We start from the raw sequence: 24,503 nt of genomic DNA, 5'->3' as shown, positions 1-24,503 counted from the left end.
CGTTGCGCCCGCAACCGAGGGCTCTAGGATAGTTGGACGCGTACTCGGGTGAGTCGCGAATTCTGCGGAGTTTCGCCGACCGTGACCGATACGGCCGCTGCCGATCTGAAGGCCGAAATCGAGCGCCTGCGTGCCGAGGTCGAGGTCCTGCGCGCCCGCGCCGAGGCGGCCGAGGCGGCGGCGGATCACGACGTCCTGACCCCGGCCCTGAACCGGCGCGGCTTCGTCGCCGCCATGCAGCAGACCATGGCCTATTGCATCCGCTACGACGCCCCGGCGGTGCTGCTGTATCTCGACCTCGACGGCTTCAAGGGGGTCAACGACCGGCTGGGCCACGCGGCGGGGGATGCTGCCCTGATCCATGTCGCCGAACTCCTGATGGAGAATGTCCGGGCCTCGGACGCCGTCGGCCGGCTGGGCGGGGATGAGTTCGGCCTGTTGATGCTGAATGCCGGGATCGAGGAGGGTCGCGAGAAGGCCAAACGGCTGGCGCAGACCCTGGACACCGAGGGCTTCGACTGGAACGGAGAAAAGGCGGAACTGGGCGGCTCCTTCGGCGTCCGCGCCTGGGCCAATCAGGACGATCCCGAAATCTGGCTCGCCGAGGCCGACGCCGCGATGTGGGTCCGGAAGCGGTCACGTTAGCTGTGTTCTTCCCCCGTCCTTTACGGGGGAAGTGGCCCGTCGCTTGCGCAGCAAGCCAGGGTCGATGGGGGAAGTCTTCTTTCTTCGCCGTGCAGAACAAAAACCCCCATCGACCCTGGTCTCGCTTCGCTCGACGCCGGGCCACTTCCCCCGCTGCGCGGGAGAAGAATGCCAATCCACTCGCCGATGCCACCCGCCACGGCATGATCGTGCGCGATTTGACCTTCGCTGACGGGGCGACCAGCTTGACCGTCGTTCCCCAAGGAGTTTCCCGCCCCATGTCGATCGTCGACGCCCCCACCTTGAGCAAGCCGACCGCCTCGACCCTGTCGCTGATCGGCAAGACCCCGATGATCGAGGTGACCCGCATCGACACCGGCAAATGCCGCCTGTTCCTCAAGCTTGAGGCCCAGAACCCCGGCGGCTCGATCAAGGACCGGATCGCCGTCGAGATGATCGAGGCGGCCGAACGCGAGGGCTGGCTCAAGCCCGGCGGCACGATCGTGGAGGCGACGGCGGGCAACACCGGTCTTGCCCTGACCCTGGTGGGCCAGAACAAGGGCTACAAGGTCCTGCTGGTCATTCCCGACAAGATGTCTAAGGAAAAGATCCAGCACCTGCGGGCCATGGGCGCCGACGTGCGACTGACCCGTTCGGACGTCCCGCACGGACACCCCGACTACTACACCGACATGGCCGAGCGGCTGGCCCAGCAGATTCCGGGCGGCTATTTCGTCAACCAGTTCGCGAATGATGCCAACGCCCTGGCCCATGTGAAGACCACCGGTCCCGAGATTTGGAAACAGATGGACCATGAACTCGACGCCTTCGTCGCGGGGATCGGCTCGGGCGGGACCATCACGGGCATCGGCCGGTTCCTGAAGAGCGTGGGATCGAAGGCCGAGATCATCCTGGCTGACCCGGTCGGCTCGACCCTGGCCGGCATCGTCAACGAGGGCGTTCCTGGGCCTGAGGGCAGTTACACCGTCGAGGGGATCGGCCAGAATTTCGTGCCGGACACCGCCGACATGAGCCTGATCGACCGCGCCTATTCGATCCCCGACGCCGAGGCGATCGCCACGGTGCGCGAACTGTTGCTCAAGGAAGGCATCCTGGCGGGCTCGTCATCGGGCACATTGATCGCGGCGGCCCTGCGCTGGTGCCGCGAACAGACCGAGCCAAAGAAATGCGTGACCTTCGTCTGCGACACCGGGGCGAAATATCTGTCCAAGGTCTACAATGACGCCTGGCTGGCCGATCAGGGGCTCGGCGACGACCCGATCCAGGGCAATCTGGCCGACCTGATCGGGCGCAAATACGAGAACGGCGAGGTCGTGGTCTGTGGTCCCGACGACAGCCTCGATTCGGCCTTCAAGCGGATGCGGTCCAACGACGTGTCGCAACTGCCGGTGATCCAGGACGGCCGGCTGGTCGGCATTCTGGACGAAAGCGATCTGGTCCACGTCATGAATACCGACGAGATCACCCGCGCCGAACGCTTCAAGAAGCCGGTGTCGTCGGCCATGACCCGCGATCTGGACACGGTCCAGGTGGGCGAGTCCCTCGACGCCCTGATCCCCCTGTTCGACCGGGACCGGGTGGCGATCGTGCTGGACGGCGAGAAATTCGTCGGCCTGATCGCGCGGGTCGACCTGATCAACCACCTGAGCCTGAACCGGTAATCGATTGAGGATCAATCGCCGACAGGGACTGATGGGAGCGGCGGCGCTGACGGCGGTCGGTGGCGTGGCGCGGGCCCAGTCCGGCGAGCGGGTCGCGGCCGGGAGCTATCCCAGCGGTGGCGAGGACATCACCGTGGTGCAGTTCAGCCCGCCGTCGGAGGGTCTGCCCATGGCGGGGGCGGGAATCCTGCTGCTGCACGGCGGCGGCGGGGCGGCGCTGGAGATCCGGCGCTGGTACGAGCATGCGGTGCGGCTGGCGGCACGGGGTTACACGGTCGCCTTCCCGGCCTGGTTCGGCGCCGATACCGAGGGACGGCGTCAGGGGCGCGGCGGGTTCCAGCGTCAGGCGGCACTGGACGGATTCAACTGGCTGGCCGCCCAGCCCGGCGTCGATGCAAGCCGGATCGGGATCATGGGGTTCTCGCGCGGTGCCTATATGGCCGGGGAACTCGGCTTCTCGGACGCCCCGGCGCGGGCCGTGGTCGCGATCGCCGGCGGGGGGCGGCGCGAGGTCGCGGAAATCCTCAGGAAGCCACCGACCCTCCTGATCACGGCCGACGGCGATCCGCTGGTCGGGCTGGGCGCGGTCCGCAACTGGGAACGCACCCTGCGTCGCGCAGGCGTCGACACCGAACTGGTCGTGCTGGATGCCGATCATCATGTCCCCGAGCCGGCGGAGTGGCGGGCCATCTTCGACACCGCCCACCGATTTCTGCGCGACGAACTGGCCGCGTCATGAGGCGGCGCGATCTGGTCGCCGGCGGGATCATGCTGATGGCGGCTCCGGCCGCGGCCCGGACCGCGCCCGACGGCGTCATCACCGAACGTGTCACCTATGTCAGCAACGGCCGGACGATCCGCGCCGTGGCCTTCCGACCAGCCGTGCCGAACGGCCGGGGCGTCGTCTATCTCCATGGCTCAGGCGGGATGGGGATCGACCAGCTGGCCTTCGCCCGACGGTTCGCGGAGCGGGGCTATCTGTCGCTGGCCCCGACCTATCTGGACGCCGCGGACGACGACATCGTGCGGCGCGAACCGGTGATGGAGGCCTGGCGCGACTGTGCCCGCGACGGGGTCGAATGGCTGATCAGCCAGGGCGTGGATCGCGGCCGGACAGGCATTGTCGGCTATTCCCTCGGCTCGTTCATCGCCGTGGACGGCGCGCTGGGCGACAGTCGCGCGGCGGCGGCCGTGGCTGTCTGCGGCGGCTGGGACGTCTATATTCCTCGCCACCCCGCCCGACGAATCCCCGTACTCATCGTCCGCTCCGAAAGGGACCGGGTGGTCTCGCCGGCCTCGACCCAGCGCTGGCGGCGGTTCCTGATGGACGAAGAGATCCCGGTGCGCGTTCAGGTCACACGCGGCGCCGGCCACCTGATGAACGCTACCCAGTGGACCGAGGTCTCGGACCGCTGCCTCGACTTCTTTGACCAGACCCTCGCCTGACAGGATCCCACCATGGCCAGCCTCAAGAACAGCCAGGGCTTTTCGACCCGTGCCATTCACGCCGGACAGCGGCCGGACCCGACCACGGGCGCGGTCATGACCCCGATCTACGCCACCTCGACCTACGCTCAGGAAAGTCCGGGGGTGAACAAGGGTTATGAGTACGCCCGGGGCAAGAACCCGACGCGCGAGGCGTTCGAGGGCTGTATCGCCGATCTGGAAGGCGGGGTTCAGGCGTTCGGCTTTGCCTCCGGCATGGCTGCGACGTCGACGGCGCTGGAGTTGCTGGACGCAGGGAGCCACATCGTCACCGGCGATGACCTGTACGGTGGCTCGTGGCGGCTGTTCGAGCGGGTGCGGCGGCGCTCGATGGGGCTGGATTTCGCCTATGTCGATCTGTCGGACCTCGCGGCGGTCGAGGCGGCGATCACCGACAAGACAAAGATGCTCTGGGTCGAAACCCCGACCAACCCCCTGATGAAGATTGCCGACATCGCGGCCCTGTCGAAGATCGCAAAGACCCACGGCCTGCTGCTGGTCGTCGACAACACCTTCGCCACGCCCTTCTGCCAGCAGCCGCTGAGCCTGGGCGCCGACGTCGTCATGCATTCGGCGACCAAATACCTGAACGGCCATTCCGACATCATCGGCGGGGTGCTGGTCGCCCGGGACGCCGAGGTCGCGGCCCAGCTGAAGTTCCTGCAGAACTCGGTCGGCGGCGTCATGGGGCCGTTCGACGCCTTCCTGGCCAACCGGGGGCTGAAGACGCTCGGCCTGCGGATGAAGGCCCACTGTTCCAACGCCATGGCCGTCGCCAACTGGCTGGAGGACCGCGCGGCCAAGGGCGCCGGCATCGCCCGCGTCATCTATCCCGGCCTGATCACCCATCCCCAGCATGAACTCGCCGCTTCCCAGATGTCGGGTTTCGGCGGAATGGTGTCGGTGGTGCTGGACGGCGATCTGGACCGCACCAAACGCGTTCTGGAAAGCGTCCGCGTCTTCACCCTGGCCGAGTCGCTCGGCGGTGTCGAAAGCCTGGTCAATCACCCCGCCATCATGACCCACGCCAGCGTCCCCAGGGAACTGCGCGAGGCCGGCGGCGTCACCGACACCCTGATCCGCCTGTCGGTCGGTGTGGAAGACGTCGAGGACCTGATTGCGGATCTGGATCAGGCGCTGGCGGCCTAGAAGCTCCAGGTCAAGGCCAGCACCGCCTGGCCGTCGCCGCTTTCGCCCAGGGCCGCCGCGTTGTCGGTGTCGTACCAGTGCAGGTCGGCTGAGACCGCAGAGGTCAGGGCGTAGGTGATCCCGGCCTGCCACCAGCCATAGTCGGGCGCGCCGACCTGATCCTGAAATCCGACCACTGCGTCGGCCGACAGTTTCGGGGTGATGGCCCAGGCCAGCGAGGTCTGGCCCCAGACGGCGTCCTCGGCCGCGCCTTCGTAATCGGGCGACCCGCCGACCAAGGCGACGACCGTGGCGGGGCCGAAAGACCGCGTCGCCTGGGCCGAGACCTGCCAGTTGTCGACGTCGCCCGACCCGCCGAAATAGCTGATGCGCGAGGCCGCGATCTGCCAGGCCCATCCGGCCCATGTGGGTTGAAGTCCGACCGAGACGTCGACCTCGTAATCGCTGTCGGCCACGGCGGCCGTGTTGGCGGCGACGCTGGCGTAGAAGAGGCCACGGCTCCACTGAGCCGTGCCGACCCCCTCGACGTCATCCTGGCCCCGGACTGTGCCGCGCCGGACGTAGTCGGTGGTCACGCCCAGCGTGAAAGCCCAGGTGGGCGTGGGTGGGTTTGCGGACGTCGTCCCCTGCGCCAGCACCGGCGCGGCCGACATCCAGGCCGCCCCCGCGATGGTCAGGCCCCATCTCCAGACCATATCCTGTCCCTCCGGCCGCTGCGTGGACAAGCTTTACCATAAGCGACTGCAGGCGGGACAGGGAAGGCCGGGGCCCGATCCGAAGATCAGGCCCCGAACCCGTCAGGATCAGTTGGGCATCGACACCGTGTCGGTGACGTGGATCACGCCGTTGGATTGGAACACGTCGGCCTGGGTCACCGTCGCGACGCCGCCCTTCTCGTCGGTCAGCATGACGGACGAGCCTTGCAGGGAGGCGGTCAGGATGCCGCCCTCGACGGTGGTCAGTTCGGCCTTGCCGCCGCCCGCGTTGATCATGCCGATCAGCTGTTCGGCGGACACCCGACCGGCGACGACGTGATAGGTCAGGATCTTGGTCAGGGTCGCCTTGTTGGCGGGCTCGACCAGGGTTTCGACGGTGCCGGCGGGCAGTTTGGCGAAGGCGGCGTCGGTCGGGGCGAAGACGGTGAACGGACCGGGGCCCGACAGGGTCTCGACCAGGCCGGCGGCCTTGACGGCTGCGACCAGGGTCGTGTGGATCGGCGAGTTGACGGCGTTCTCGACGATGGTCTTGTTCGGATACATGGCCGCGCCGCCGACGGTAACGGCGGCCTGGGCGTGGCCGGAATGGTCCATCGACTGGGCGAGGACGGGGGCGGCGCCGATCAGGGCGGCGGAGGCGAGGGCGGCGATGGCGACGCCGCGAAGCGATACTTTGGTCATGGGACGACATCCTGAAAGACGGCCGCTGTCTGCGGTCGAGATCAAGGACGTGGGCTGGAGCGTCACAGATGCAGGACGCGGCATCTGGCCGCGCGCAGGAACCAAATCAGAAGGCGACGCTGAGCGACGCCACCAGCGCGCCGTCGTACTGTTCGCCCGCATCGCCGGCATCGGTGTCGTGCCAGCGCAGATCGGCTTCCAGGCCGTCGCGGACTTCCCAGGTCACACCCGCATTCCAGCCAGTATAGTCGACGGCATTGTCCTGTTCACGACGGCCCAGGGCGGCCGAGCCGGTCAGACGATCAGTGAACGCCCAGGCGAGGTTTGCCTCGACCCAGGTCCACGCCTTGACCGAGCCGGCACCGTCCGGCGAATGCTGAAGCCGCAGACCGGCCTCGGCGGGGCCGACCGCACGGCTGACGTCGGCGGTGAACTCCCAGGCGTCGTCATCGACGCCGGTGTCGGACCCGACCCGCCATTTGTGTGTGACGTCCAGATTGACCGCGAACCCCATGACCTCGGGCGACCATCCCGCGAAAGCCTCGAGTTCGAGGTCTGACCCGCCGCTTTTGATCGTCTCGAACCCGCCCCCGGCGTAGAAGGATCCGAAGGCCCGCGTGGCATCGCCCATCAGGGCGGGGTCGCCGCCGCTCTTGGACGCGTCCTTGGACCGGTTGTCGGTCGCAGCGGTGAAATCGAAGGCCCAGCCGTCGTCCTGGGCCAGGACGGGGGTGGCGGTCAGGGTGCCGAGGGCGGCGAGCGGGATGCAGAAGTGGCGGATCATCCGCCCACGGTCTAACCGACGATGGCCTTTCTGGCGAATTGATCCGTGGCCTGCGCATATTCGTCGCGCAGGCGGCGCACCAGTTCGGCGGTCGGCAGGACGTCGTGGATCGTGCCTGCGCCCTGGCCGGCGGACCAGACGGTCTTCCACGCCCGGGCCTCCTCGCCCATGTCCAGCTTGTGTTCGGGCAGGTGTTTCGGATCGATGCCGTTGGCCTCCAGCGACTTGGTCATGAAGTTGGCCGGGATGCCGGACACCGCCGGGGTGTGGACGATGTCGGTGGCACCCGAATCGATGATCATGGCCTTGTAGGCGTCCTGGGCCTCCGACTCGGTCGTGTTGATGAACCGGGTGCCCAGATAGGCGAAGTCGGCTCCCATCATCAGGGCCCCCGCCACGTCCTGACCCGTCGACAGACAGCCCGACAGGATGATCGTGCCCTCGAAGAACTGGCGCACTTCGTTGACCAGGGCGAAGGGGTTGATGATCCCCGCATGGCCGCCCGCGCCGTTGGCCACCAGGATCAGACCGTCGACGCCCGCCTTGGCGGCATTCTTCGCGTGGCGGACGTTGGCGATGTCGTGAAAGACGACCCCGCCGTAACCATGGACCGCATCGACCAGATCCTTGACCGCGCCCAGCGAGGTGATGACCAGCGGCACCTGATGCTCGACCGTCACGGCCAGATCGGCCATCAGCCGGTCGTTCGATCCATGGACGATGTGGTTGACCCCGAACGCTGCCGCATCCGGATGCAGCCGCGACTTGATCTCGACCAGCCAGTCCCGATAGCCCTCGGTGGTGCGCTGGTTCAGCGACGGGAAGGTGCCGATGACGCCGGCGTTGCACGCCTCGACCACCAGGTCGGGCCCGGACACCAGGAACATCGGCGCCGAGATCACCGGCAGCTTCAGACCCTTTTGCAGGGAAGCGGGAATGGCCACAGCGTCGTCCTCCGTTGTCTTTGGCTACGCTTACAGCAGGCGACGTCGGGGAAGGCAAATCCTGGATGAAGGCCTTGTCCGGCTTGTCGCCGCGACGCCCATGCCCTTATGGTCGCGCTCGGCCATCCAGGCCCCTTCGACAGGAGAGACGGCGTGCGCGGCGAGATTCTGACCTATGACGACGGTCCCGGCGCCGGCCTGATCAGCGGCGACGACGGCCTGCGTTACACCTTCGCCCGCGCCGATCTTCAGCAGTTGACCCCCGTGCGGGCCGGCATGAAGGTCGATTTCGTCGCCGAGGGCGGCGCGGCGACCCAGGTCATCGTCCTGGCGCAACAGCCGGCCGGGTTTTCCTCCACCGCCTATACGCCGGGCGTGGCCGGCTCGGGCCTGTCGGCCTTCGACTGGCGGACCCTGTTCCTCGACGCCAACGGACGTATCGGCCAGAAGGACTACTGGATCGGGATCATCATCCTGTTCGTGGCGGGCCTGTTGCTTAGCTGGGTGCCGCTGATCGGCACGGTGATTTCGCTGGCCAGCATCTATTTCGGGGTCTGCGTGTCATCCAAGCGGCTGCACGACATGGGCAAGTCGGGCTGGCTGGCGGCCATTCCCTACGGCGTCACGGCGGCGGCCGTCGTCCTCGGTGCCATGGCCTTCGTCGGCACCTTCGTCGGGATGCACGGCTATCACGAGGACTATCGCGCCTTGGCCGGAATCGGCGGCGCGTTCGGTCTGATGGGCCTGGCGCTGCTGATCAATCTGGCCTTCATGATCTGGCTTGGCGTGACGCCGGGCCAGCCGGGCGACAACGCCTATGGGCCGCCGCCCCGCACCCTGGCCAACTTCTGACGCACGGGTCTTTGCGTCGGGCGGCCGGGACGCCTAAATCCCGGCCATGACCACCGACACCTCCGGCCTCTCCCAGCTCGGCGCCCAGACCGCCCAGCCGACCAGTCCCGAAACCGCCGTCCTGGAGCGGGTGCCGAACCCGCATCCGGACGCCCTGTATCTGGCGCGGTTCACTGTGCCCGAGTTCACCAGCCTGTGCCCCGTCACGGGCCAGCCGGATTTCGCCCACATCGTCATCGACTATGCGCCGGGCGACTGGCTGGTCGAGTCCAAGAGCCTGAAGCTCTACATGACCGCCTTCCGCAACCACGGCGCCTTTCACGAGGACTGCACCGTGGCCATCGGGCTGAAGCTGGCCGAGTTGCTCAAGCCCAGATGGCTGCGCATCGGCGGTTACTGGTACCCGCGCGGCGGCATCCCCATCGATGTCTTCTGGCAGACCGGTACCCCGCCCGAGGGTCTGTGGCTCCCCGACCAGGGCGTGCCGACCTATCGCGGGCGGGGGTGACACAACGCCTCCCTCTCGAAGCCTGGGGCCGCGATCTCCTCGCGCGACTCCAGGCCTGGTCCGACCGCGCTGCATGGTCGCGCTACGGTTTCGAGTTCCTGATGTTCGGGCTGAAGCAGGGGTGGGCCTGTCTGTTCGGCGGCTTGATGCTGGTCCTGCTGTTGGGGACGCATCTGTTGTGGCCCGACAGGGCATCCGTCGCCCGCTATGATTTCCTCGTGGTCGCGGCGCTGGCGATCCAGGCGGCGATGCTCCTGCTCAAGCTGGAAAGCTGGGAGGAGGCGCGGGTGATCTTCGTCTTCCACGTGGTCGGCACCGTCATGGAGCTGTTCAAGACCGCGCACGGGTCGTGGATCTATCCCGAACCGTCCCTGCTCAGGATCGGCGATGTGCCGCTGTTTTCGGGCTTCATGTATGCGGCGGTGGGGTCGTACATCGCGCGGATCCAGCGCATCTTCGGCATCCGGTTCCGCCACTATCCGCCGCTGTGGACCACCTGGCTGCTGGCGGCCGCGATATACGTCAACTTCTTTTCCCATCACTGGCTGTCGGACGTGCGGCTGGGGCTGTTCGTGGCGACGGCGGTGCTGTTCGGACGGGGCTGGTTCTATTTCACGCCGGACCGGACGCGGCGGTCGATGCCGTTTCTGCTGGGGTTCCTGCTGGTCGCGGTCTTCATCTGGTTCGCAGAGAACCTGGGCACACTGGCCCGGGCCTGGGTCTATCCGGGTCAGGAGGACGGCTGGCATCCGGTCGGTCTGGCCAAGCTGGGCAGCTGGTTCCTGCTGATGATGATTTCGGTGGTTCTGGTGTCGCTGGTCCACCGCCCCCAGGAGGAACCGCGATGACCGAAGACCCTCAGGACGACGGCTGGGAACAGTCCGCCGCCGCCTGGATCGCCCACCTCGGCGACGACGGCGATTTCGGCCGGCAGTCGGTGCTGGACGGACCGATGATGGCGCGCGTCCGGGCGGGCGGTTTTCGGCGCGCCCTGGACGTCGGCTGTGGCGAGGGACGGTTCTGCCGGATGCTGGCCGCCGAGGGCATCGCGGTCACCGGCATCGACCCGGCCCCCAGCCTGATCGACCGGGCGCGGGCGCTCGATCCGTCGGGCGACTATCGTGTCGAAGGTGCAGAGAGCCTGGGCTTCGAGGACGGCGCGTTCGATCTGGTGGTCGCCTACCTGTCCCTGATCGACATCCCCGACGCGGCGGCGGCGATCGCCGCGATGACGCGGGTGCTGGCCCCCGGCGGCGTCCTGCTGATCGGCAACCTGGCGGCCTACAACTCCGCTGGAGACGTCGCGGAGATGGGCTGGCAGACCCTGGCCGACGGTCGCCGCGCCCACGCCATGGACCAGTATCTGGAGGAACGCTCGGCCTGGATCGAATGGCGGGGGATCCGGATCCGGAACTGGCACCGGCCACTGTCGACCTATATGCGACTGCTTCTGGAACAGGGCCTGACCCTGACCCATTTCGACGAGCCCCGCGCCATCGGCGGCGATCCCGCCCGCGTCGCCCACTACAACCGCGCGCCCTGGTTCCTGATGATGGAGTGGCGAAAGCCGGGGTTAGGCGGCTGACCTCAGCACTGGGTCAGGCTGAGCATGTTTCCGTCGGGATCGGGGAAGAAGGCCACGCGCGCCTTGCCGTCGGGTGAGGTCCAGACGCCCGTCTCGTCCTGGCCCATGCCCGGATAGATCGTCATGACGACCCCCTTGGCCGTCAGGTCGGCGACGGTGGAGGCGATGTCGGGCACCTGCCAGCCCAGCACCGGGTGCGGGGCCCCCACGTGGTCCGGCACATGGGTAATGCGCAGGTCCGCCCCGTTCAGGTCGAACACCGCCGCGAACCCGTCGTCCATCTTGAACGTCAGGCCAAGGATGTCGCGATAGAAGGCGTCGGAGACCGTCCGGTCGCGGGTCAAGACAAAGGCGATTGCCGTCGCAGACGGGGGCAGGGCCATGACCGATCCTCCAGCGGACGTTTCGCCCAGCCTAGCAGGGATCAGGGCTGATATCGAGTGAGGGCGGCGATGTCCGGCCGTTCGCGCTCCAGCGGCGCTTCCGCTGCCGTGCCGATGTGGATGAAGCCCGCGATCCGCTCGCCCTCCGCCACGCGGAACAGGGCCGCCCCTTCCGCGTCATAGCTGTACCAGTCGGTGATCCAGCAGGACGAGAATCCGTACGCCGACGCCGCGTGTTCGAGGTTCATGCAGACGGCCCCCGCGCTGAGTTCCTGTTCCCACACCGGCTTCGGGCCGGGGCGCGCGGTCGAGACCACCAGGATCGACACGGGCGCGGCGGTCAGCTTGGCCAGCACGGCCAGGGCCTTGCCGGGCAGGCCCTTGGCGACCGCCAGGGCTGCTAGCTGTTCGGCGATCTCCGCGCGGCTTTCCGGCCCCATGACCACGAACCGCCAGGGGGTCATCTTGCCGTGGTCAGGGCTGCGGGCCCCCAGGGTCAGGATGTCCTTGATCGCATCGCGGTCGGGTCCAGGCACCGTCAGGGCCTGGGCCGGCGCCGAACGCCGGACGGCCAGCCGCGCGCGCAGTTCGGCCGAGGGCGTCGGCAGGGGAAGGGGCGCGCCCAGGGGAACGGCATCGGTCATGGTCATCGCCTCGTCTGTTGTTCTGTCGTCGTCTGGGCCATAGATCGCGGGTGACCGATAGCGCCCCCAAAGATATATCTCAAGCCATCATCCCAAGCTGGGCCGAGGGCATGCCGACGCCGGTCCCCTGGCAGGATCTGGGGCATGAGGTCGTCCACGACACCCCCTGGATGCAGGTCACCGAGCACAAGGCCGTCGCTCCCACCGGACGCGATGCCCGCTACGGCGTGGTGCGGTTCCGCAATGTCGCGACGGGCATCCTGCCGGTTCACGCGGACGGCACCGTCACCCTGGTCGGGCAGGCGCGGTTCGCGCACGCCAACTATTCCTGGGAAATGCCGGAAGGCGGTGCGCCCTTCGATGAGGATCCGCTCGAAGGCGCCATGCGCGAACTGGCGGAAGAGGCCGGGCTGAAGGCCGCGTCCTGGAAACTGGCGCTGCGGATCGAGGTGTCCAACTCGATCACCGATGAGATCGGCCTGACCTGGATCGCCTGGGATCTGACGCCGGTTCCGCTGGACCCCGATCCCACCGAGGTGCTGACCGTGGTGCGGGTGCCGTTCATGACCCTGCTGCACGAGATCGAGCGCGGGGCGATCCCGGATTCGTTTACGGTAGCGACAGCGTATCGGGCGTACCATATGGCCAAGGAGGGCCTTCTGCCGGGCTGGCTGGCGCATGCCATGCTGACGCGCAGCTAGGTTCGGGAACAGGAGCGGCGGCATGTCCACACCCCCAAGGCTTGAGGTCGTCGCCGATCAGGAAGCCCCGTCGATCTGGTCGCAACTGCGCGCCTCGGCCGAGGAGGCGACGCGCAGCGAGCCGCATCTGGGCTCGATGATGAATGCGACCATCCTGTCGCATTTCGACCTGGCCAACGCCCTCAGCTTCCAGATCGCGCGCAAGATCGGCGACGCCGAACTGGCCCAGATGAGTGTGCGCGAGGTCTGCGCCTTCGCCTTCTGGTCGGACCCTTCGATCGTGGCGGCGGCAGAGGCCGATCTTCAGGCGGTCGCCGAGCGCGATCCGGCGATCCGCTCGCTGTTGCAGCCCTTCCTCTATTTCAAGGGATTCCAGGCGCTTCAGGCGTCGCGCGTCGCCCACTGGCTGTGGACCCAAGGGCGCGAGACCCTGGCCTTTCATTTTCAGAGCCGCATCTCCGAACTGTTCCAGATCGACATTCATCCGGGTGCGAAACTGGGCAAGGGCCTGTTCTTCGACCACGGCACGGGCATCGTCATCGGCGAGACGGCGGTGGTCGGCGACGAGGTGTCGATGCTGCACGGCGTCACCCTGGGCGGCACGGGTGCCCAGCGCGGCGATCGTCACCCCAAGATCGGACGCGGCGTCCTGCTGGGTGCCGGCGCCAAGGTGCTCGGCAATATCGAGGTCGGTGATTTCGCCAAGGTGGCCTCGGGTTCCGTCGTCCTGAAACCCGTGCCGTCGGGCTGCACCGTCGCCGGCGTCCCCGCTCGCCTGGTCAACTGCCCCACCGGCGACGCCCCGGCCCGCACGATGGATCATACGCTCGCCGATGTGGTCTATGACTTCGTGATCTAATTCTCCTCCCCGTGCGAAGCATGGGGAGGTGGCGCGGCGCCTCTTGCGCCGTGACGGAGGGGGCGACGCGGTCTGAACGAGGCGTCACTTTCCGCCCCCGGATCAGGTGTCAGAAGTCCTCATCGCCAGCACCGTGTCACCCCCTCCGTCTCCTCCCGAAGAGGTCGGATCCACCTCCCCATGCTGCGCACGGGGAGGAGATGGGTTTCCAACGTCGCCGCCCTTCTCTAGGGTCCGCCGCCAAATCCCCTGAGACGAAACGAGGCCCCGATGAACGCCACCGACATGAAGCGCATCGAGACGCATCTGAAGAAGACCTTCAACACCGGCGGCATCGCCGTGAAGCCCCGGCCCAAGGTAACCGATTCGGCCGAGGTCTATGTCGGCGACGAATTCATCGGCGTGGTCTTCGACGACGAGGACGAGGACGGCAGCTTCATGTTCGAGATGGCCATCCTGGCCGAGGATCTCGCCGCCGACTGATCTACCGCGTCCTTCGCCGGACACGAAAAAGGCCGGACGGGGCAACCCGTCCGGCCTTTCGCATTTTTCAGCGGCGTGTGAGGCGATCAGCGCTTGCCGAAGATGGCGTCGGCGACCTTGTCGAGCCAGCTCTTGGGCTTGGCCGGGGCTTCGGCGGGCTTGGGCGCGGCGGCCGGGGCAGCAGCGGCGGGGGCGGGCGTCGCAGCGGCAGCCGGCTTGGCCGCAGCCTTGGGCGTTTCGACCGGCTTGGGTGCGGGAGCCGGTGCGACGGCGGGCGTCACGGCGGCTGCGGTGGCAGCCTTGGCGGCGCGAGCGCCCGGCTTCGGACCCGGCTTGGCCTTGACCGTCGCGGTCTTGGTGGTGGGCTTGGCCGGGGCCTTGGTCGCCTTGGGCGCAGACTTCGCGGCGGAAGGCGCAGTCTTCGTCGCCGTCTTCACGGCCTTGGGCGCAGCCGGGGTCGGGGTGGGCGCGGTCGGGGCGGGGGTGGGCGTCGTTGTAGCGGCAGCCTTGGCCGCCTTGGCACCGGGTTTCGGGCCGGGCTTGGCGCGGACCTTGGGCGCGACGGCCGGAGCGGTCGTGGTCGTCACCGCTGCAGCCGTCTTGGCGGCCTTGGCGCCGGGTTTGGGGCCCGGCTTGGCGCGGGTGGCCGGTGCGCTGACCGGCTTGGCGGCGGCCTTCGGAGCGGGTTTGGGCGCAGCAGCCTTGACCGGCTTGGGGGCCTTGGCAGCGGCGGGTTTTGCCGTCTCGGCCGTCACGGCGCTCGACTTTGCCGCCGGTTTGGGCTTGGAAGCGGCCTTCGCCGGTTTCGGCGACGTTGAACTCGACGCAGACGGTGACTTAGCCATGGAATGCCCGACCCCTCGGTTAGAACGGACCCGCCATGGCGTGTCCTGTGTGCTTTCGATTCGCCACCATACCGGCGTTTGAGAAATGTCCCAAACCGCACTCCAGATTATCGCCCGTGGCCCCCGTGCCGCCGCTGAAGCCGCCGCTGAGGCCATCGACGCCGACGTCATGCTGGAGGGGGCCACCTATTCCATCCTCGAGGAAGACGAGGACAAGGGCATCTGGCGCATCGACGCCTTCCCGACCACGGCGGACGAGGCCGAGGCCTTGCAGGCGCGCCTGGCGGAACACCCCGAGGTGACCGTCCATGTCGAGGTTCTGGCCGACGCCGACTGGCTGGCGATGTCGCTGTCGGGCCTGCCGCCGGTCAAGGCCGGGCGGTTCTTCGTCTACGGCGCCCACGACCAGGGCCAGGTTCCGCTCAGCGCCGTGGCGCTGAAGATCGACGCGGGCGCCGCCTTCGGCACCGGCCACCACGGCACCACCGTCGGCTGCCTCGTCGCCTATGATGAACTGCTGAAGCGCGAGACCTTCGACAAGGTGCTCGACGTCGGCTGCGGCACGGGCGTCCTGGCCATCGCGGCGGCGAAGACGGGGTCCAAGGTCGCCGTCGGCACCGACATCGACGGCCCCTCGGTGCGCATCGCCAACGAGAACGCCAAACTGAATCAGGCCAGGGCCTCGTTTGTCCACGCCTCGGGCCTGAACGATCGCCGGGTGCGCCAGCACGGCCCCTATGATCTGGTGTTCGCCAACATCCTGGCCCCGCCGCTGGTCGCCCTGTCCCAGGACATCAAGCTGGCACTGCGGATCGGCGGCGTCGCCATCCTGTCGGGCTTGCTGCGGACGCAGGAACGGCGCGTGACCGCCGCCTATCTGTCCAAGGGGTTCCGGCTGGAACGCCGCATCCATCGCGACGCCTGGAGCGCCCTGGTCCTGCGCCGGATGGGCTGACCAGAGGCGGGGAGGAACCTCGGGCAAGCGGGACCGTTCCCATGCCTCAATGGAGGGACACCCCGTGAGCCAGTACGACCCCAATCTCGACCCGACCCGCGCACCCAACACGCCGCGCTCCGAACCGATCTACAGCGAGACCATCGTCGTTCGCCGCGAATCCACCACCGGCTGGTGGATCGCGGGCGGCCTGGCCGTGCTGGTCGTGATCGCCGCCTTCTGGATCCTGGCCACCCGCGATGCCGCGCCGAGCGCCGACGCCGAGGCCCAGGCCCGTATCGCCGAGGCCCAGGCCGCACAGGCGGTCGCCGACGCCCAGGCCACCTCCAGCGCCGCCGCCATCCAGGGCCAGATCGCCGGCGGTCAGCAAAGCCTCGACATCGCCCGCGCCGACGCCGCCCGCGCCCAGGCCGACGCCATCCGCGCCGCCAGCGAGGCTCGCGCCGCCGAGGCCCGTTCTATGACGCCGCCCGCGCCCGTGATCATCTCGCCGGCTCCCTCATCCGGACCCGCCGTCGTCACCAGCACCTCGCCCCAGCCCTGATCGTCGCGTTTGAACACCCTTGGCCCCGCGTGGGTCAGGGGTGCTAGAGGCGGGCCATGCCTCTGCACATGATCAAGCTCTGCGTCGGTGTGGCCCACGTCGAGACCCTGGAACGCCGCGCCGCCAAGGGTCAGTGGCTGACGGTCAACACCCGGATGACGCCCAAGCGCGCCGACGAGATCGAGGACGGCGGCTCGATCTACTGGGTCATGAAGGGGTCTGTCGTCTGCCGGATGCCGATCCTCGACATATCGACCACCGGCGAGGGCAAGGCGAAGATGTGCCTCATCCGCCTGTCGCCCGAGGTGATCCGCACGGCCCCTCAGGCCCGGCGACCCTTTCAGGGCTGGCGCTATCTGGAGCCCAAGGATGCGCCCGCCGACCTGTCGTCGATGGACCCCGGCGACCTGCCCGACGACCTGGCCACGCAGTTGCGCGAGCTCGGTGCCTGGTAGGCCTTACGCCGCCGCCATGATCGAGCGGAACAGGGTGGCCCCGTCGGCCGAACCCAGCTCAGCCTCGAAGGCCCGGTCCGGGTGGGGCATCATCCCCAGCACATTGCCGCGCGCATTCTGGATGCCGGCGATATTGGCGACCGAGCCGTTCGGATTGTCGACGTAGCGGAACACCACTTGGCCCTCGCCCTCGAGCCGGGCCAGGGTCTCGGCGTCGGCGAAATAGTTTCCGTCGCCGTTGCCTTGCGTCATCACCACCTCGCGCTGGCCCTGATAGCCGGCGGTGAAGCGGGTCTGGCCGTTGGTGACCTCCAGCGCGATCGGCTTGCAGACGTATTTGAGGCCCGCGTTCCTCAGCAAGGCGCCTGGCAGCATCCCGGCCTCGCACAGGATCTGGAACCCGTTGCAGATGCCCAGCACCGCGACCCCGTCGTCAGCGGCCTTCTTCACCGCCGCCATGATCGGCGACTGGGCCGCCATGGCCCCGCAGCGCAGATAGTCGCCGTACGAAAACCCGCCCGGCAGGACGATCAGGTCCAGGTCGTCGGGCAGGTCGGTGTCCTGGTGCCAGACCATCTCGACCCGCTCGCCGGTGGAGCGTTCGACCGCGACCTTGCAGTCGCGATCACAGTTGGACCCGGGGAAGACGATGACGGCTGCGCTCATGGGCCGGGCGTCTAGCAGGATTCCTGCGGGGTGTCAGCGCACCTGGACGAGAAGGTCGCTCAGGCCGCCGCGCGCATCGGCGAAGCCTGACGGCCGCCCTCGGCCCGTGTCGACAGATGGAAGCGGCCGATCGACTGGCTGAGAACCTCCGTTTCCTGGGACAGGGCGTGGCTGGCGGCGGTGGTCTCCTCGACCATGGCGGCGTTCTGCTGGGTGACCTGGTCCATATGGCTGACGGCGGTGTTGATCTCGCGCAGGGCCGTGGCCTGTTCCTGGCTGGCCGCAGCCATCTCGGAGATCAGTTTGCCGACGTGGACGACGCGGCCGGCGATCTTGTCGAGGTTCGCGCCGGTCTGACGCACCAGATCGACACCCACCGAAACCTGACGGCCGGAGTTCGAGATCAGGGTGTTGATCTCCTTGGCCGCGTCGGCCGAGCGCTGGGCCAGGGCCCGCACCTCGGACGCGACGACCGCAAAGCCTCGACCGGCGTCGCCGGCGCGCGCGGCCTCGACGCCCGCATTCAGGGCCAGCAGGTTGGTCTGGAAGGCGATCTCGTCGATCACGCTGAGGATCTGGCCCATCTCCTTGGAGGAGGCATGGATCGCGTCCATGGCATCGACGGCCTGGCCGACCACACGGCCGCTGGCCTCGGCGTCGTTATGCGCCTCGCCCACGACGTCGGAGGCCTGGCGGGCCCCCTCGGCCGAGCGGTTCACGGTCGCGGTGATCTGTTCCAGGGCCGCGGCCGTCTGTTCCAGGCTGGCAGCCTGCTGCTCGGTGCGGCGTGACAGGTCGTCGGTGGCCTGGGTCATCTCACGGGCACCGCTGCGGATCGCCGAGGCGTTGCCGTCAACAGACGTCAGCGTGTCTTCGAGCTGGACCAGGGCGGCGTTGAAATCGGACTTCAGCTTCTCATAGCCTTCGGGGAAGCGGCCCTCGATGCGGTGGGTCAGGTCGCCGCGCATCAGATGATCCAGACCCTCGGCCATGGCGGCCACGACCTGGCTCTGCTGTTCGGCGACGGCCAGCTGGGCTTGTTCGGCCTGGCTGCGCCGGACCGCCTGGGCCTCGGCCTCGGCGCGGGCGCGCTCGACGATCAGGGCCTGCAGGTCCACGACCGAACGGCCCACGGCCCCCAGCTCGTCCTTCCGTTCCGCGCTGGTCAGGTCGACGTCGGTTCGACCCCGCGCCAGGGCCGCCATCTCGTCGTTCAGCACACCGATCGGGGCCACGACCGTCCGCATGGCCTGGCGGTTCAGGACCAGGCTCAGACCGATCCCCAGCAGAAGGGTCAGGCCGATCAGGATTTCCCCGCCGAGGACCAGAAAGTCGGCGCGCGCCTTTGTGGCGAGCAGGGTCGCCTCGATCGCCTCCGAGGCGGCACCGTTGCGATCTTCCAGCTCGGTGAAACTGGCGCTGAAGGCGGGCAGGGCGGCGTTGGCGGCGACCGGGTCGGTGGCGGCGAGCGCAACGAGCGCCTCGGCTGCGGTAATATAGTTCTCCAGCGGCTGCTCGACCGCCGTCAGCACTTCGATGGTTCCGGGGTCTGTAGCGATCGCCTTGTTGTCCGCGATCATGGCCCGGAAATGGGCGGCATGCTCCTGCATCTCCGACCGTACCCCTGCGATCTCGGCGAACCGACCTTGTTCGGCCGCGAGCAGGGCCGCCAGCACGTCGCTGTTCAGGGCGTCATGCATCATGTCGCCCTCGAGGTGGTTGCGCATGATCTGCGACGTCTTCGTCGAGTCTGCCAGAGACACGCTCAGCATTACTGCGACCACAAGGCCGACGCCCGAGCTCAGGCCGCAAAGGGCCAGAATGGCGTAGCCCGCGATTTTCACCTTGGAGCGGATCGTTGAGAGCATGGGCACCTCCGTATCTCACCTCTGTGTACCGTGAGAATCCTAACGACCGTCACTGTGTACGTTAGGTAAAGGTACGTATTCAGAAACGGGCGTTTTCTTGAACTGTTTCGCGGATGTTCAGGAAGCGTGGCGGCCGGTCTTGTCGGTGCGTGCCACGTCCAGAATGGATCGCCGACCCTATGAAGTCTCTATTTCGGGTAACTGCATCGGTTGCAGTAATGATCATGTCGTCATCGACGGCGGCTTTCGCCGCAAGCCAGGACGACGTTCCAGAGGCCGGGTCCGAGGGACCGGTCTGGCAGCTTCAATCCGCCTACACCGCCGACGTCATCGGGGTTGTAGACGGCATCGACACTCCGGCCGGACGCTTCCTGGACAATTTCGACGCTTCGCTGGACGGCGATCTGGAGCGCCAGTTCGGCTGGCGTGGGGCCCGCGTCCACTTCAGCCTCCTCGCCAACGGGGGCGGTGAGCCGAACGCGATCGCCGGCACGCTTCAGGGCTATGACAATATCGAAGTCGGCTCCCAGGGCGTGCGCCTGTACGAAGCCTGGATCGAGCAGGATCTGGCCGAAGGCCGCGCTTCGATCCTGGCGGGCCTCTATGACGTCAACAGCGAGTTCTATGTCACCGAGGCCTCCGATCTGCTGATGGCCCCTCCGTTCGGGATCGGGTCGGAGCTGGCGGCCACGGGGCCGAACGGTCCGGCGATCTTCCCCTCGACCTCCCTGGCGGCGCGGATTCGCATCGGATCGACGGACGGTTTCCATGTTCAGGCCGCCGCGGTGAATGCCCGGGCAGGGACGATCGGTGACGACGGCGGTGTCGACACCACGATGGACGACGGCATCCTCTACCTCGCCGAGGCGGGCTGGGCGGGTCCGTTGCGGATCGCGGTCGGGGCCTGGCGCTATGGCGAGGGCCAGGAGGATATCCGCGACACCCTGCCGGGCGGAGATCCTGCCCTCAGCGACGCCCAGGGTGCCTATCTGGTCGCGGAAGGCACCGTGTTCGAGGCCGAGGACGCTCCGACGGTTCGCGCCTTCCTGCGGCTGGGCGTGTCGGACGGCGACACCACCGACTTCAAGGGCGGATGGCAGACCGGCCTGCGTGTCGATTCCGTCTTCGACAGCCGTCCCGACAGCGCCTTCTCGATCGGCTTTCACCAGGGCCTGCTGTCCGACAAGTCCAAGGCCAACGCCCGGGACGCCGGCACGACGTTCGGCAACGCCGAGGGCGGCATCGAACTGACCTACGCCGACACCCTGGGGCCGTTCACCATCCAGCCGGACCTGCAGTGGATCTACAATCCCGGCGGTGACAAGGACCGCGATCCGATCCTGACCGCCGGCCTGCGCCTCATCTTCACGCTCAGATAGGCCTTCAGCCCTTGTTCTCGTAGGTCGCGGTGATCGTGGCCCTGGCCAGCGTATGGAAGAACAGGTTGAAGCCGAACACGGCCCCGGAGTTGTCGGGCGTGACGTCGAGCGTCTCCACGTCCACGGCGAAGACCGTGAAGATGTAGCGATGCGGCCCATGTCCCGGAGGCGGGGCGGCCCCGCCGAACCCGGCCGGGCCATAGTCGGTGCGGCCCTCGACCGCGCCGGACGGCACCGGTCCGCCGGTAGGGATTTCGCTGACGTCGGCCGGGATGTTCGCCACCGTCCAGTGCCAGAAGCCCGACCCCGTCGGCGCGTCGGGATCATAGCAGGTGATGGCGTACGACTTCGTCCCCTCGGGCGCACCCGACCAGGCCAGATGCGGCGAGGTGTTCCCAAGCGCCTGCACCTGAGCGTCAGGCAGGACGCCGCCGTCGGTGATGTCGTTGGAGGTCAGGGTGAATGTCATGCGTCGCTCCGTGGGTTCGGCGTATGAAATGGCTATCGCCGCCGGCGGTTGCTAGGCGACCTCGATCCGGTAGCTTTCGATCACCGTATTGGCCAGCAACTGCTCGCACATCTTCTTGGCCTCGGCCTGCGGGTCCTCGACGCCGTCGAGATCGAACTCGATCAGCTTGCCGACGCGGGCATTGGCCACGCCGGCCCATCCGAGCCCCTTCAGCGCGCCTTCGACGGCCTTGCCCTGGACGTCGAGGACGCCGGGCTTGAGAAAGACGTGAACCTTGACCTTGGCCATCAGTGTAGCCCCCCCTGAATTACCGTCGGCATATCCTTCATGATGCCCAGGCGGCGGGCCACCTCGGTATAGCTCTCGATGACATTGCCCAGGTCGCGACGGAACCGGTCCTTGTCCATCTTCTCGCCGGTGTTGGAATCCCACAGGCGGCAGGAATCGGGGCTGATCTCGTCGGCCAGGATCACGCGGCTGAAGTCGTTTTCCCACACCCGGCCGAACTCGATCTTGAAGTCCACCAGGGTGATGCCGACCGCGCCGAACATCCCGCACAGATAGTCGTTGACCCGCTGGGTCGTGGCCAGGATGTCGTCCAGCTCGGGACCCGTGGCCCAGTTGAAGGCGGTGATATGCTCTTCGGTCACCATCGGATCGTTGAGCTCGTCCTTCTTGTAATAGAATTCGATGATCGAGCGGGGCAGGGGCGTGCCCTCTTCCTGGCCCAGACGCGTGGCCAGCGAACCGGCGACGACGTTGCGGCAGACGACCTCCAGAGGGATGATCTCGACCTCGCGGATCAGCTGTTCGCGCAGGTTCAGCCGCTTGATGAAGTGGTTGGTGATGCCGATGCCGTTCAGGCGGCTCATCACGAACTCGCTTATGCGGTTGTTGATGACGCCCTTGCCCTCGAGCTGGGCCTTCTTCTCGCCGTTGAAGGCGGTGGCGTCGTCCTTGAAATACTGGATCAGGGTGCCCGGCTCGGGCCCTTCGTAGAGGATCTTGGCCTTGCCTTCGTAGATCTTCTTGCGCTTGGTATTCATGTCGATGTCTGGCCGGGTCCCGGAGTTGGGACGGTGTGCGCCACCCCGGAAACGAAAATCGCGCAGCCTGCGCAGGGCCTTGGGGCCAGGTCAGGGCGGCGCGATAAGGAATCGACGGGCGCAGTAAAGAACGTGGCTGTCCCTTAGCGGAACTGGCCCCGCGATACAAACGAACGGTGCCTTGCAGCGGGCCGGGGTGTGGCGATCCGCGCGTTTCTGCGAACCGTTGTCAGTTGCCTTGCGCGCGCGTGCGGCTATAGACCAGCCGTGCGAGACCCAGGCTTTGGTCCGCGGCAGGAGCGTTCGACGACCCATGACGACCTTCGACGATCGGGAAAAGGGCTTCGAGTCCAAATTCGCCCTCGATCAGGACCAGGAATTCAAGGCCATGGCCCGCCGCAACAAGCTGCTGGGCCTTTGGGCTGCCGAGAAGATGGGTCTGAGCCCCGACTCCGCCGAAGACTATGCCAAGGCCGTTGTCCGCGCCGATTTCGAGCAACCCGGCGAGGAAGACGTGTTCCGCAAGATCGCCGGCGACTTCAAGGGCTCGGGCATGACCGTCTCCGAGGGCGAAATCCGCTCCAAGATGGACGAACTCGCCTCCGTCGCCCGCGACGAGGTTCGCGCCGGGGAATAGTCCGGACAAGAAGGGGCCGTCCCGGACGGCCCCAACTGACCCGTCCGCTGATTCAGTGCGGCGTCATCACGCCGTCGATGACGTGGATCACGCCGTTCGACGCATTCACATCCGTCGCGGTGATCCAGAAGCTCTCTCCGGCCGCGTCGTGCAGCCGCAACCGACCACGCCCTGCGTCCACCGCCGTCAGGCGGCCGCCCTCGACCGTCGTCAGGTTCGCAGAACCCCCACCCACACGCACAGCCGTGGCCAGATCGGCCGCGCTGATCCGACCTGCGACGACGTGATAGGTCAGGATCCGTTGCAGGGCGGCGCGGCGGGCGGGCTGTACCAGGCTCTGGACCGCACCCTGGGGCAGGGTCTCGAATGCTGCGTTCGTCGGCGCGAAGACGGTGAAGGGGCCTGTCCCTGAAAGCGTATCGACCAGCCGCGCCGCCTGGACGGCGCTGACCAGAGTCGAGAAGTCGGGATTGGCGGCGGCGACCGCCACCAGGGTCATGGCCTGGGCATGACGCGCCGGGCGAGCGGCCTGACGCTCATGCGCGCTGACGGGCAGAGCCGAAACTGAGAGGGCGCAGATGGACAACACACAGGCAGATGGGGCGGCGAGGCGGCGAAACATCGATCTTCTCCTGAAAGACCGCCTCGACCACCGGGCGGTTCAGGATCAGCTACTGTTCGCTCGGTATACCGGATGCGACGGAAAAGATTAAGAAATATCCATATTCGTTGAGCGCGGCCAGGCACGAAAAAGGGCCGCACTCGGGGGAAAGTGCGGCCCTTGCTTCGGGGGCTCGGGGGAAAGCCTCACCCGAAAACTTGCGTCTTGCGCCTCATTGAAATGCGGCACGACGCATTTGGTTCACCGAAAAAATCAGTCCGGCATCACGACGGTGTCGATGACGTGCACGACGCCGTTCGACTGCATGACATCGGCCTGGGTGACACGCGAAGTGCCGCCCTTCTGATCGGTCAGGGTGACCGAGCCGTCGGCGTTGACGTTGGCCGTCAGGGTGTCGCCCTCGACCGTGGTCAGCTCGACCTTGCCACCGTTGGCCTGGGCCTGGGTCGTCAGATCGGCGGCGGTCAGGCGACCCGGAACCACGTGATAGGTCAGGATCTCGGTCAGGTCGGCCTTGCCGGCGGGGGCCATCAGGGCGGTGCGGGTCGCGACGGGCACCTTCTCGAAGGCGGCGTTGTCGGGGGCGAACACCGTGAACGGGCCGGTGCCGCCCAGGGTCTCGGCCAGACCGGCGGCCTGGACCGCGCTGACCAGGGTGGTCAGGTTGGGGGCCTTGGCGGCGTTGGTGACGATGGTGTCGGTCGGGCTCATGGCCACGCCACCGACCATGGATCCACCGGCGGGAGCGGCCGGGGCCATCGGGGTTTCGGTCGCCGTGGCGTCGGCCGGGGCGGGTGTCTCGGCAGGGCTGTTGCAGGCGGCGAGGGCGATCACGCCCATCGAGGCGACCGTCATGGCAAGAATGCGGGATTTCATCGGCGTCTTCTCCTGTTCGGCCGCTGCTGTCGGCGGCGCT

The 24,503-nt window shown here is 67.5% G+C and carries 31 protein-coding genes; 17 read left to right on the top strand and 14 right to left on the bottom strand.

Annotated features, from left to right (window positions below; translation table 11 throughout):
* Positions 1-81: 81 nt before the first annotated feature.
* From O5K39_RS17435 to O5K39_RS17415, 5 genes are all read left to right on the top strand, one after another.
* Positions 82-645, top strand: a complete 564-nt coding sequence (locus O5K39_RS17435) for a GGDEF domain-containing protein (protein WP_271144869.1) — start codon at positions 82-84, stop codon at positions 643-645.
* A gap of 278 nt (positions 646-923) precedes the next feature.
* Positions 924-2,327, top strand: coding sequence for a cystathionine beta-synthase (locus tag O5K39_RS17430; protein WP_271144868.1), 1,404 nt, complete (start codon positions 924-926; stop codon positions 2,325-2,327).
* A 4-nt stretch (positions 2,328-2,331) separates the two neighbouring features.
* Complete coding sequence (locus O5K39_RS17425; RefSeq protein ID WP_271144867.1) at positions 2,332-3,066, top strand: dienelactone hydrolase family protein; 735 nt, start codon at positions 2,332-2,334, stop codon at positions 3,064-3,066.
* The gene (locus O5K39_RS17420; RefSeq protein ID WP_271144866.1) at positions 3,063-3,773 is read left to right on the top strand and encodes a dienelactone hydrolase family protein; all 711 of its coding nucleotides are present in this window, start codon (positions 3,063-3,065) and stop codon (positions 3,771-3,773) included. The genes O5K39_RS17425 and O5K39_RS17420 overlap by 4 nt, the downstream gene beginning before the upstream one ends.
* Positions 3,774-3,785: 12 nt before the next feature.
* Positions 3,786-4,961, top strand: coding sequence for a cystathionine gamma-synthase (locus tag O5K39_RS17415; RefSeq protein ID WP_271144865.1), 1,176 nt, complete (start codon positions 3,786-3,788; stop codon positions 4,959-4,961).
* Here O5K39_RS17415 and O5K39_RS17410 read toward each other — a convergent pair.
* The 4 genes from O5K39_RS17410 to O5K39_RS17395 all read right to left on the bottom strand — a co-directional run bounded on the left by O5K39_RS17410 (position 4,958) and on the right by O5K39_RS17395 (position 8,086).
* Positions 4,958-5,656, bottom strand: a complete 699-nt coding sequence (locus O5K39_RS17410) for a hypothetical protein (protein WP_271144864.1) — start codon at positions 5,654-5,656, stop codon at positions 4,958-4,960. The genes O5K39_RS17415 and O5K39_RS17410 overlap by 4 nt on opposite strands.
* Positions 5,657-5,764: 108 nt before the next feature.
* Positions 5,765-6,358, bottom strand: coding sequence for a fasciclin domain-containing protein (locus O5K39_RS17405; protein WP_271144863.1), 594 nt, complete (start codon positions 6,356-6,358; stop codon positions 5,765-5,767).
* Between the two features lie 106 nt (positions 6,359-6,464).
* The gene (locus tag O5K39_RS17400; RefSeq protein ID WP_271144862.1) at positions 6,465-7,142 is read right to left on the bottom strand and encodes a TorF family putative porin; all 678 of its coding nucleotides are present in this window, start codon (positions 7,140-7,142) and stop codon (positions 6,465-6,467) included.
* Between the two features lie 11 nt (positions 7,143-7,153).
* On the bottom strand, positions 7,154-8,086 hold the full coding sequence (locus O5K39_RS17395) for a nitronate monooxygenase (RefSeq protein WP_271144861.1): 933 nt from the start codon (positions 8,084-8,086) through the stop codon (positions 7,154-7,156).
* 153 nt (positions 8,087-8,239) lie between these two features.
* Here O5K39_RS17395 and O5K39_RS17390 point away from each other — a divergent pair, with 153 nt between their 5' ends.
* The 4 genes from O5K39_RS17390 to O5K39_RS17375 are packed head-to-tail and all read left to right on the top strand — an operon-like array spanning position 8,240 to position 11,031.
* Positions 8,240-8,938: a DUF805 domain-containing protein gene (locus tag O5K39_RS17390; protein ID WP_271144860.1), complete on the top strand. Its 699-nt coding sequence runs from the start codon at positions 8,240-8,242 to the stop codon at positions 8,936-8,938.
* 46 nt (positions 8,939-8,984) lie between these two features.
* Complete coding sequence (queF, locus tag O5K39_RS17385; RefSeq protein WP_271144859.1) at positions 8,985-9,446, top strand: preQ(1) synthase; 462 nt, start codon at positions 8,985-8,987, stop codon at positions 9,444-9,446.
* On the top strand, positions 9,443-10,294 hold the full coding sequence (locus O5K39_RS17380) for a DUF817 domain-containing protein (protein ID WP_271144858.1): 852 nt from the start codon (positions 9,443-9,445) through the stop codon (positions 10,292-10,294). Before queF ends, O5K39_RS17380 begins: the two co-directional genes overlap by 4 nt.
* Positions 10,291-11,031, top strand: a complete 741-nt coding sequence (locus O5K39_RS17375; protein ID WP_271144857.1) for a class I SAM-dependent methyltransferase — start codon at positions 10,291-10,293, stop codon at positions 11,029-11,031. Before O5K39_RS17380 ends, O5K39_RS17375 begins: the two co-directional genes overlap by 4 nt.
* 2 nt (positions 11,032-11,033) lie before the next feature.
* On the opposite strand, the gene O5K39_RS17370 is transcribed toward O5K39_RS17375, so the two are convergent.
* On the bottom strand, positions 11,034-11,414 hold the full coding sequence (locus O5K39_RS17370) for a VOC family protein (RefSeq protein WP_271144856.1): 381 nt from the start codon (positions 11,412-11,414) through the stop codon (positions 11,034-11,036).
* A 41-nt stretch (positions 11,415-11,455) separates the two neighbouring features.
* Positions 11,456-12,058: a nitroreductase gene (locus tag O5K39_RS17365; protein WP_348637117.1), complete on the bottom strand. Its 603-nt coding sequence runs from the start codon at positions 12,056-12,058 to the stop codon at positions 11,456-11,458.
* 110 nt (positions 12,059-12,168) lie between these two features.
* Between O5K39_RS17365 and O5K39_RS17360 the strand changes: the two genes are divergently transcribed.
* The 3 genes from O5K39_RS17360 to O5K39_RS17350 all read left to right on the top strand — a co-directional run bounded on the left by O5K39_RS17360 (position 12,169) and on the right by O5K39_RS17350 (position 14,101).
* Positions 12,169-12,759: an NUDIX hydrolase gene (locus O5K39_RS17360; RefSeq protein WP_271144854.1), complete on the top strand. Its 591-nt coding sequence runs from the start codon at positions 12,169-12,171 to the stop codon at positions 12,757-12,759.
* A 22-nt stretch (positions 12,760-12,781) separates the two neighbouring features.
* Entirely contained in the window at positions 12,782-13,618 is an 837-nt protein-coding gene (gene cysE, locus O5K39_RS17355; protein ID WP_271144853.1) for a serine O-acetyltransferase, read from the top strand.
* A 270-nt stretch (positions 13,619-13,888) separates the two neighbouring features.
* A complete protein-coding gene (locus O5K39_RS17350) occupies positions 13,889-14,101 on the top strand; it encodes a DUF3126 family protein (RefSeq protein WP_271144852.1) in 213 nt (70 codons plus the stop codon).
* A gap of 86 nt (positions 14,102-14,187) precedes the next feature.
* On the opposite strand, the gene O5K39_RS17345 is transcribed toward O5K39_RS17350, so the two are convergent.
* Positions 14,188-14,856, bottom strand: coding sequence for a hypothetical protein (locus tag O5K39_RS17345; RefSeq protein ID WP_271144851.1), 669 nt, complete (start codon positions 14,854-14,856; stop codon positions 14,188-14,190).
* 175 nt (positions 14,857-15,031) lie between these two features.
* On the opposite strand from O5K39_RS17345, the gene O5K39_RS17340 reads away from it, so the two are divergent.
* From O5K39_RS17340 to O5K39_RS17330, 3 genes are all read left to right on the top strand, one after another.
* Positions 15,032-15,901, top strand: coding sequence for a 50S ribosomal protein L11 methyltransferase (locus O5K39_RS17340; RefSeq protein ID WP_271144850.1), 870 nt, complete (start codon positions 15,032-15,034; stop codon positions 15,899-15,901).
* 64 nt (positions 15,902-15,965) lie between these two features.
* A complete protein-coding gene (locus O5K39_RS17335; RefSeq protein WP_271144849.1) occupies positions 15,966-16,445 on the top strand; it encodes a hypothetical protein in 480 nt (159 codons plus the stop codon).
* A 56-nt stretch (positions 16,446-16,501) separates the two neighbouring features.
* Positions 16,502-16,900 (top strand): DUF1489 domain-containing protein, encoded by a 399-nt coding sequence (locus tag O5K39_RS17330; RefSeq protein WP_271144848.1) that lies wholly within the window; start codon positions 16,502-16,504, stop codon positions 16,898-16,900.
* Between the two features lie 3 nt (positions 16,901-16,903).
* On the opposite strand, the gene purQ is transcribed toward O5K39_RS17330, so the two are convergent.
* Both purQ and O5K39_RS17320 read right to left on the bottom strand, forming a co-directional pair.
* Entirely contained in the window at positions 16,904-17,566 is a 663-nt protein-coding gene (purQ, locus tag O5K39_RS17325) for a phosphoribosylformylglycinamidine synthase subunit PurQ (RefSeq protein WP_271144847.1), read from the bottom strand.
* A 59-nt stretch (positions 17,567-17,625) separates the two neighbouring features.
* Positions 17,626-19,434 carry a methyl-accepting chemotaxis protein gene (locus O5K39_RS17320; protein ID WP_271144846.1) on the bottom strand — a complete coding sequence of 603 codons (1,809 nt, stop codon included), beginning with the start codon at positions 19,432-19,434 and terminating at the stop codon, positions 17,626-17,628.
* Positions 19,435-19,658: 224 nt separating this feature from the next.
* Between O5K39_RS17320 and O5K39_RS17315 the strand changes: the two genes are divergently transcribed.
* Positions 19,659-20,813 (top strand): carbohydrate porin, encoded by a 1,155-nt coding sequence (locus O5K39_RS17315; RefSeq protein WP_271144845.1) that lies wholly within the window; start codon positions 19,659-19,661, stop codon positions 20,811-20,813.
* 4 nt (positions 20,814-20,817) lie between these two features.
* On the opposite strand, the gene O5K39_RS17310 is transcribed toward O5K39_RS17315, so the two are convergent.
* Genes O5K39_RS17310 through purC form a run of 3 tightly spaced genes read right to left on the bottom strand, consistent with a single transcriptional unit; the run spans position 20,818 to position 22,328 of the window.
* Positions 20,818-21,282, bottom strand: a complete 465-nt coding sequence (locus O5K39_RS17310) for a YbhB/YbcL family Raf kinase inhibitor-like protein (protein ID WP_271144844.1) — start codon at positions 21,280-21,282, stop codon at positions 20,818-20,820.
* 51 nt (positions 21,283-21,333) lie between these two features.
* Positions 21,334-21,570 carry a phosphoribosylformylglycinamidine synthase subunit PurS gene (gene purS, locus O5K39_RS17305; RefSeq protein WP_271144843.1) on the bottom strand — a complete coding sequence of 79 codons (237 nt, stop codon included), beginning with the start codon at positions 21,568-21,570 and terminating at the stop codon, positions 21,334-21,336.
* Complete coding sequence (gene purC / locus O5K39_RS17300; protein WP_271144842.1) at positions 21,570-22,328, bottom strand: phosphoribosylaminoimidazolesuccinocarboxamide synthase; 759 nt, start codon at positions 22,326-22,328, stop codon at positions 21,570-21,572. The genes purS and purC overlap by 1 nt, the downstream gene beginning before the upstream one ends.
* A 313-nt stretch (positions 22,329-22,641) precedes the next feature.
* Between purC and O5K39_RS17295 the strand changes: the two genes are divergently transcribed.
* A complete protein-coding gene (locus O5K39_RS17295) occupies positions 22,642-22,965 on the top strand; it encodes a DUF1476 domain-containing protein (RefSeq protein ID WP_271144841.1) in 324 nt (107 codons plus the stop codon).
* A 52-nt stretch (positions 22,966-23,017) separates the two neighbouring features.
* Here O5K39_RS17295 and O5K39_RS17290 read toward each other — a convergent pair whose 3' ends face one another.
* Together O5K39_RS17290 and O5K39_RS17285 are read right to left on the bottom strand one after the other, a co-directional pair.
* Entirely contained in the window at positions 23,018-23,587 is a 570-nt protein-coding gene (locus O5K39_RS17290; RefSeq protein WP_271144840.1) for a fasciclin domain-containing protein, read from the bottom strand.
* A gap of 252 nt (positions 23,588-23,839) precedes the next feature.
* On the bottom strand, positions 23,840-24,463 hold the full coding sequence (locus tag O5K39_RS17285; RefSeq protein ID WP_271144839.1) for a fasciclin domain-containing protein: 624 nt from the start codon (positions 24,461-24,463) through the stop codon (positions 23,840-23,842).
* Between the last annotated feature and the right edge of the window lie 40 nt (positions 24,464-24,503).

It is taken from the genome of Brevundimonas sp. NIBR10 (genome assembly GCF_027912515.1).
Classification (GTDB): domain Bacteria; phylum Pseudomonadota; class Alphaproteobacteria; order Caulobacterales; family Caulobacteraceae; genus Brevundimonas.
The sequence above is the reverse complement of the archived record's forward strand: the minus strand, read 5'-3'. Positions and strand labels throughout refer to the sequence as shown.

Excerpts from the sequence above, each read along its gene's own strand:
- O5K39_RS17430 (WP_271144868.1), top strand. The coding sequence starts at position 924 with ATGTCGATCGTCGACGCCCCCACCTTGAGCAAGCCGACCGCCTCGACC.
- O5K39_RS17420 (WP_271144866.1), top strand. The coding sequence starts at position 3,063 with ATGAGGCGGCGCGATCTGGTCGCCGGCGGGATCATGCTGATGGCGGCT.
- O5K39_RS17415 (WP_271144865.1), top strand. The coding sequence starts at position 3,786 with ATGGCCAGCCTCAAGAACAGCCAGGGCTTTTCGACCCGTGCCATTCAC.
- O5K39_RS17410 (WP_271144864.1), bottom strand. The coding sequence starts at position 5,656 with ATGGTCTGGAGATGGGGCCTGACCATCGCGGGGGCGGCCTGGATGTCG.
- O5K39_RS17405 (WP_271144863.1), bottom strand. The coding sequence starts at position 6,358 with ATGACCAAAGTATCGCTTCGCGGCGTCGCCATCGCCGCCCTCGCCTCC.
- O5K39_RS17400 (WP_271144862.1), bottom strand. The coding sequence starts at position 7,142 with ATGATCCGCCACTTCTGCATCCCGCTCGCCGCCCTCGGCACCCTGACC.
- queF (WP_271144859.1), top strand. The coding sequence starts at position 8,985 with ATGACCACCGACACCTCCGGCCTCTCCCAGCTCGGCGCCCAGACCGCC.
- O5K39_RS17375 (WP_271144857.1), top strand. The coding sequence starts at position 10,291 with ATGACCGAAGACCCTCAGGACGACGGCTGGGAACAGTCCGCCGCCGCC.
- O5K39_RS17370 (WP_271144856.1), bottom strand. The coding sequence starts at position 11,414 with ATGGCCCTGCCCCCGTCTGCGACGGCAATCGCCTTTGTCTTGACCCGC.
- O5K39_RS17365 (WP_348637117.1), bottom strand. The coding sequence starts at position 12,058 with ATGACCGATGCCGTTCCCCTGGGCGCGCCCCTTCCCCTGCCGACGCCC.
- O5K39_RS17360 (WP_271144854.1), top strand. The coding sequence starts at position 12,169 with ATGCCGACGCCGGTCCCCTGGCAGGATCTGGGGCATGAGGTCGTCCAC.
- cysE (WP_271144853.1), top strand. The coding sequence starts at position 12,782 with ATGTCCACACCCCCAAGGCTTGAGGTCGTCGCCGATCAGGAAGCCCCG.
- O5K39_RS17350 (WP_271144852.1), top strand. The coding sequence starts at position 13,889 with ATGAACGCCACCGACATGAAGCGCATCGAGACGCATCTGAAGAAGACC.
- O5K39_RS17340 (WP_271144850.1), top strand. The coding sequence starts at position 15,032 with ATGTCCCAAACCGCACTCCAGATTATCGCCCGTGGCCCCCGTGCCGCC.
- O5K39_RS17330 (WP_271144848.1), top strand. The coding sequence starts at position 16,502 with ATGCCTCTGCACATGATCAAGCTCTGCGTCGGTGTGGCCCACGTCGAG.
- purQ (WP_271144847.1), bottom strand. The coding sequence starts at position 17,566 with ATGAGCGCAGCCGTCATCGTCTTCCCCGGGTCCAACTGTGATCGCGAC.
- O5K39_RS17320 (WP_271144846.1), bottom strand. The coding sequence starts at position 19,434 with ATGCTCTCAACGATCCGCTCCAAGGTGAAAATCGCGGGCTACGCCATT.
- O5K39_RS17315 (WP_271144845.1), top strand. The coding sequence starts at position 19,659 with ATGTCGTCATCGACGGCGGCTTTCGCCGCAAGCCAGGACGACGTTCCA.
- O5K39_RS17310 (WP_271144844.1), bottom strand. The coding sequence starts at position 21,282 with ATGACATTCACCCTGACCTCCAACGACATCACCGACGGCGGCGTCCTG.
- purS (WP_271144843.1), bottom strand. The coding sequence starts at position 21,570 with ATGGCCAAGGTCAAGGTTCACGTCTTTCTCAAGCCCGGCGTCCTCGAC.
- purC (WP_271144842.1), bottom strand. The coding sequence starts at position 22,328 with ATGAATACCAAGCGCAAGAAGATCTACGAAGGCAAGGCCAAGATCCTC.
- O5K39_RS17295 (WP_271144841.1), top strand. The coding sequence starts at position 22,642 with ATGACGACCTTCGACGATCGGGAAAAGGGCTTCGAGTCCAAATTCGCC.
- O5K39_RS17290 (WP_271144840.1), bottom strand. The coding sequence starts at position 23,587 with ATGTTTCGCCGCCTCGCCGCCCCATCTGCCTGTGTGTTGTCCATCTGC.
- O5K39_RS17285 (WP_271144839.1), bottom strand. The coding sequence starts at position 24,463 with ATGAAATCCCGCATTCTTGCCATGACGGTCGCCTCGATGGGCGTGATC.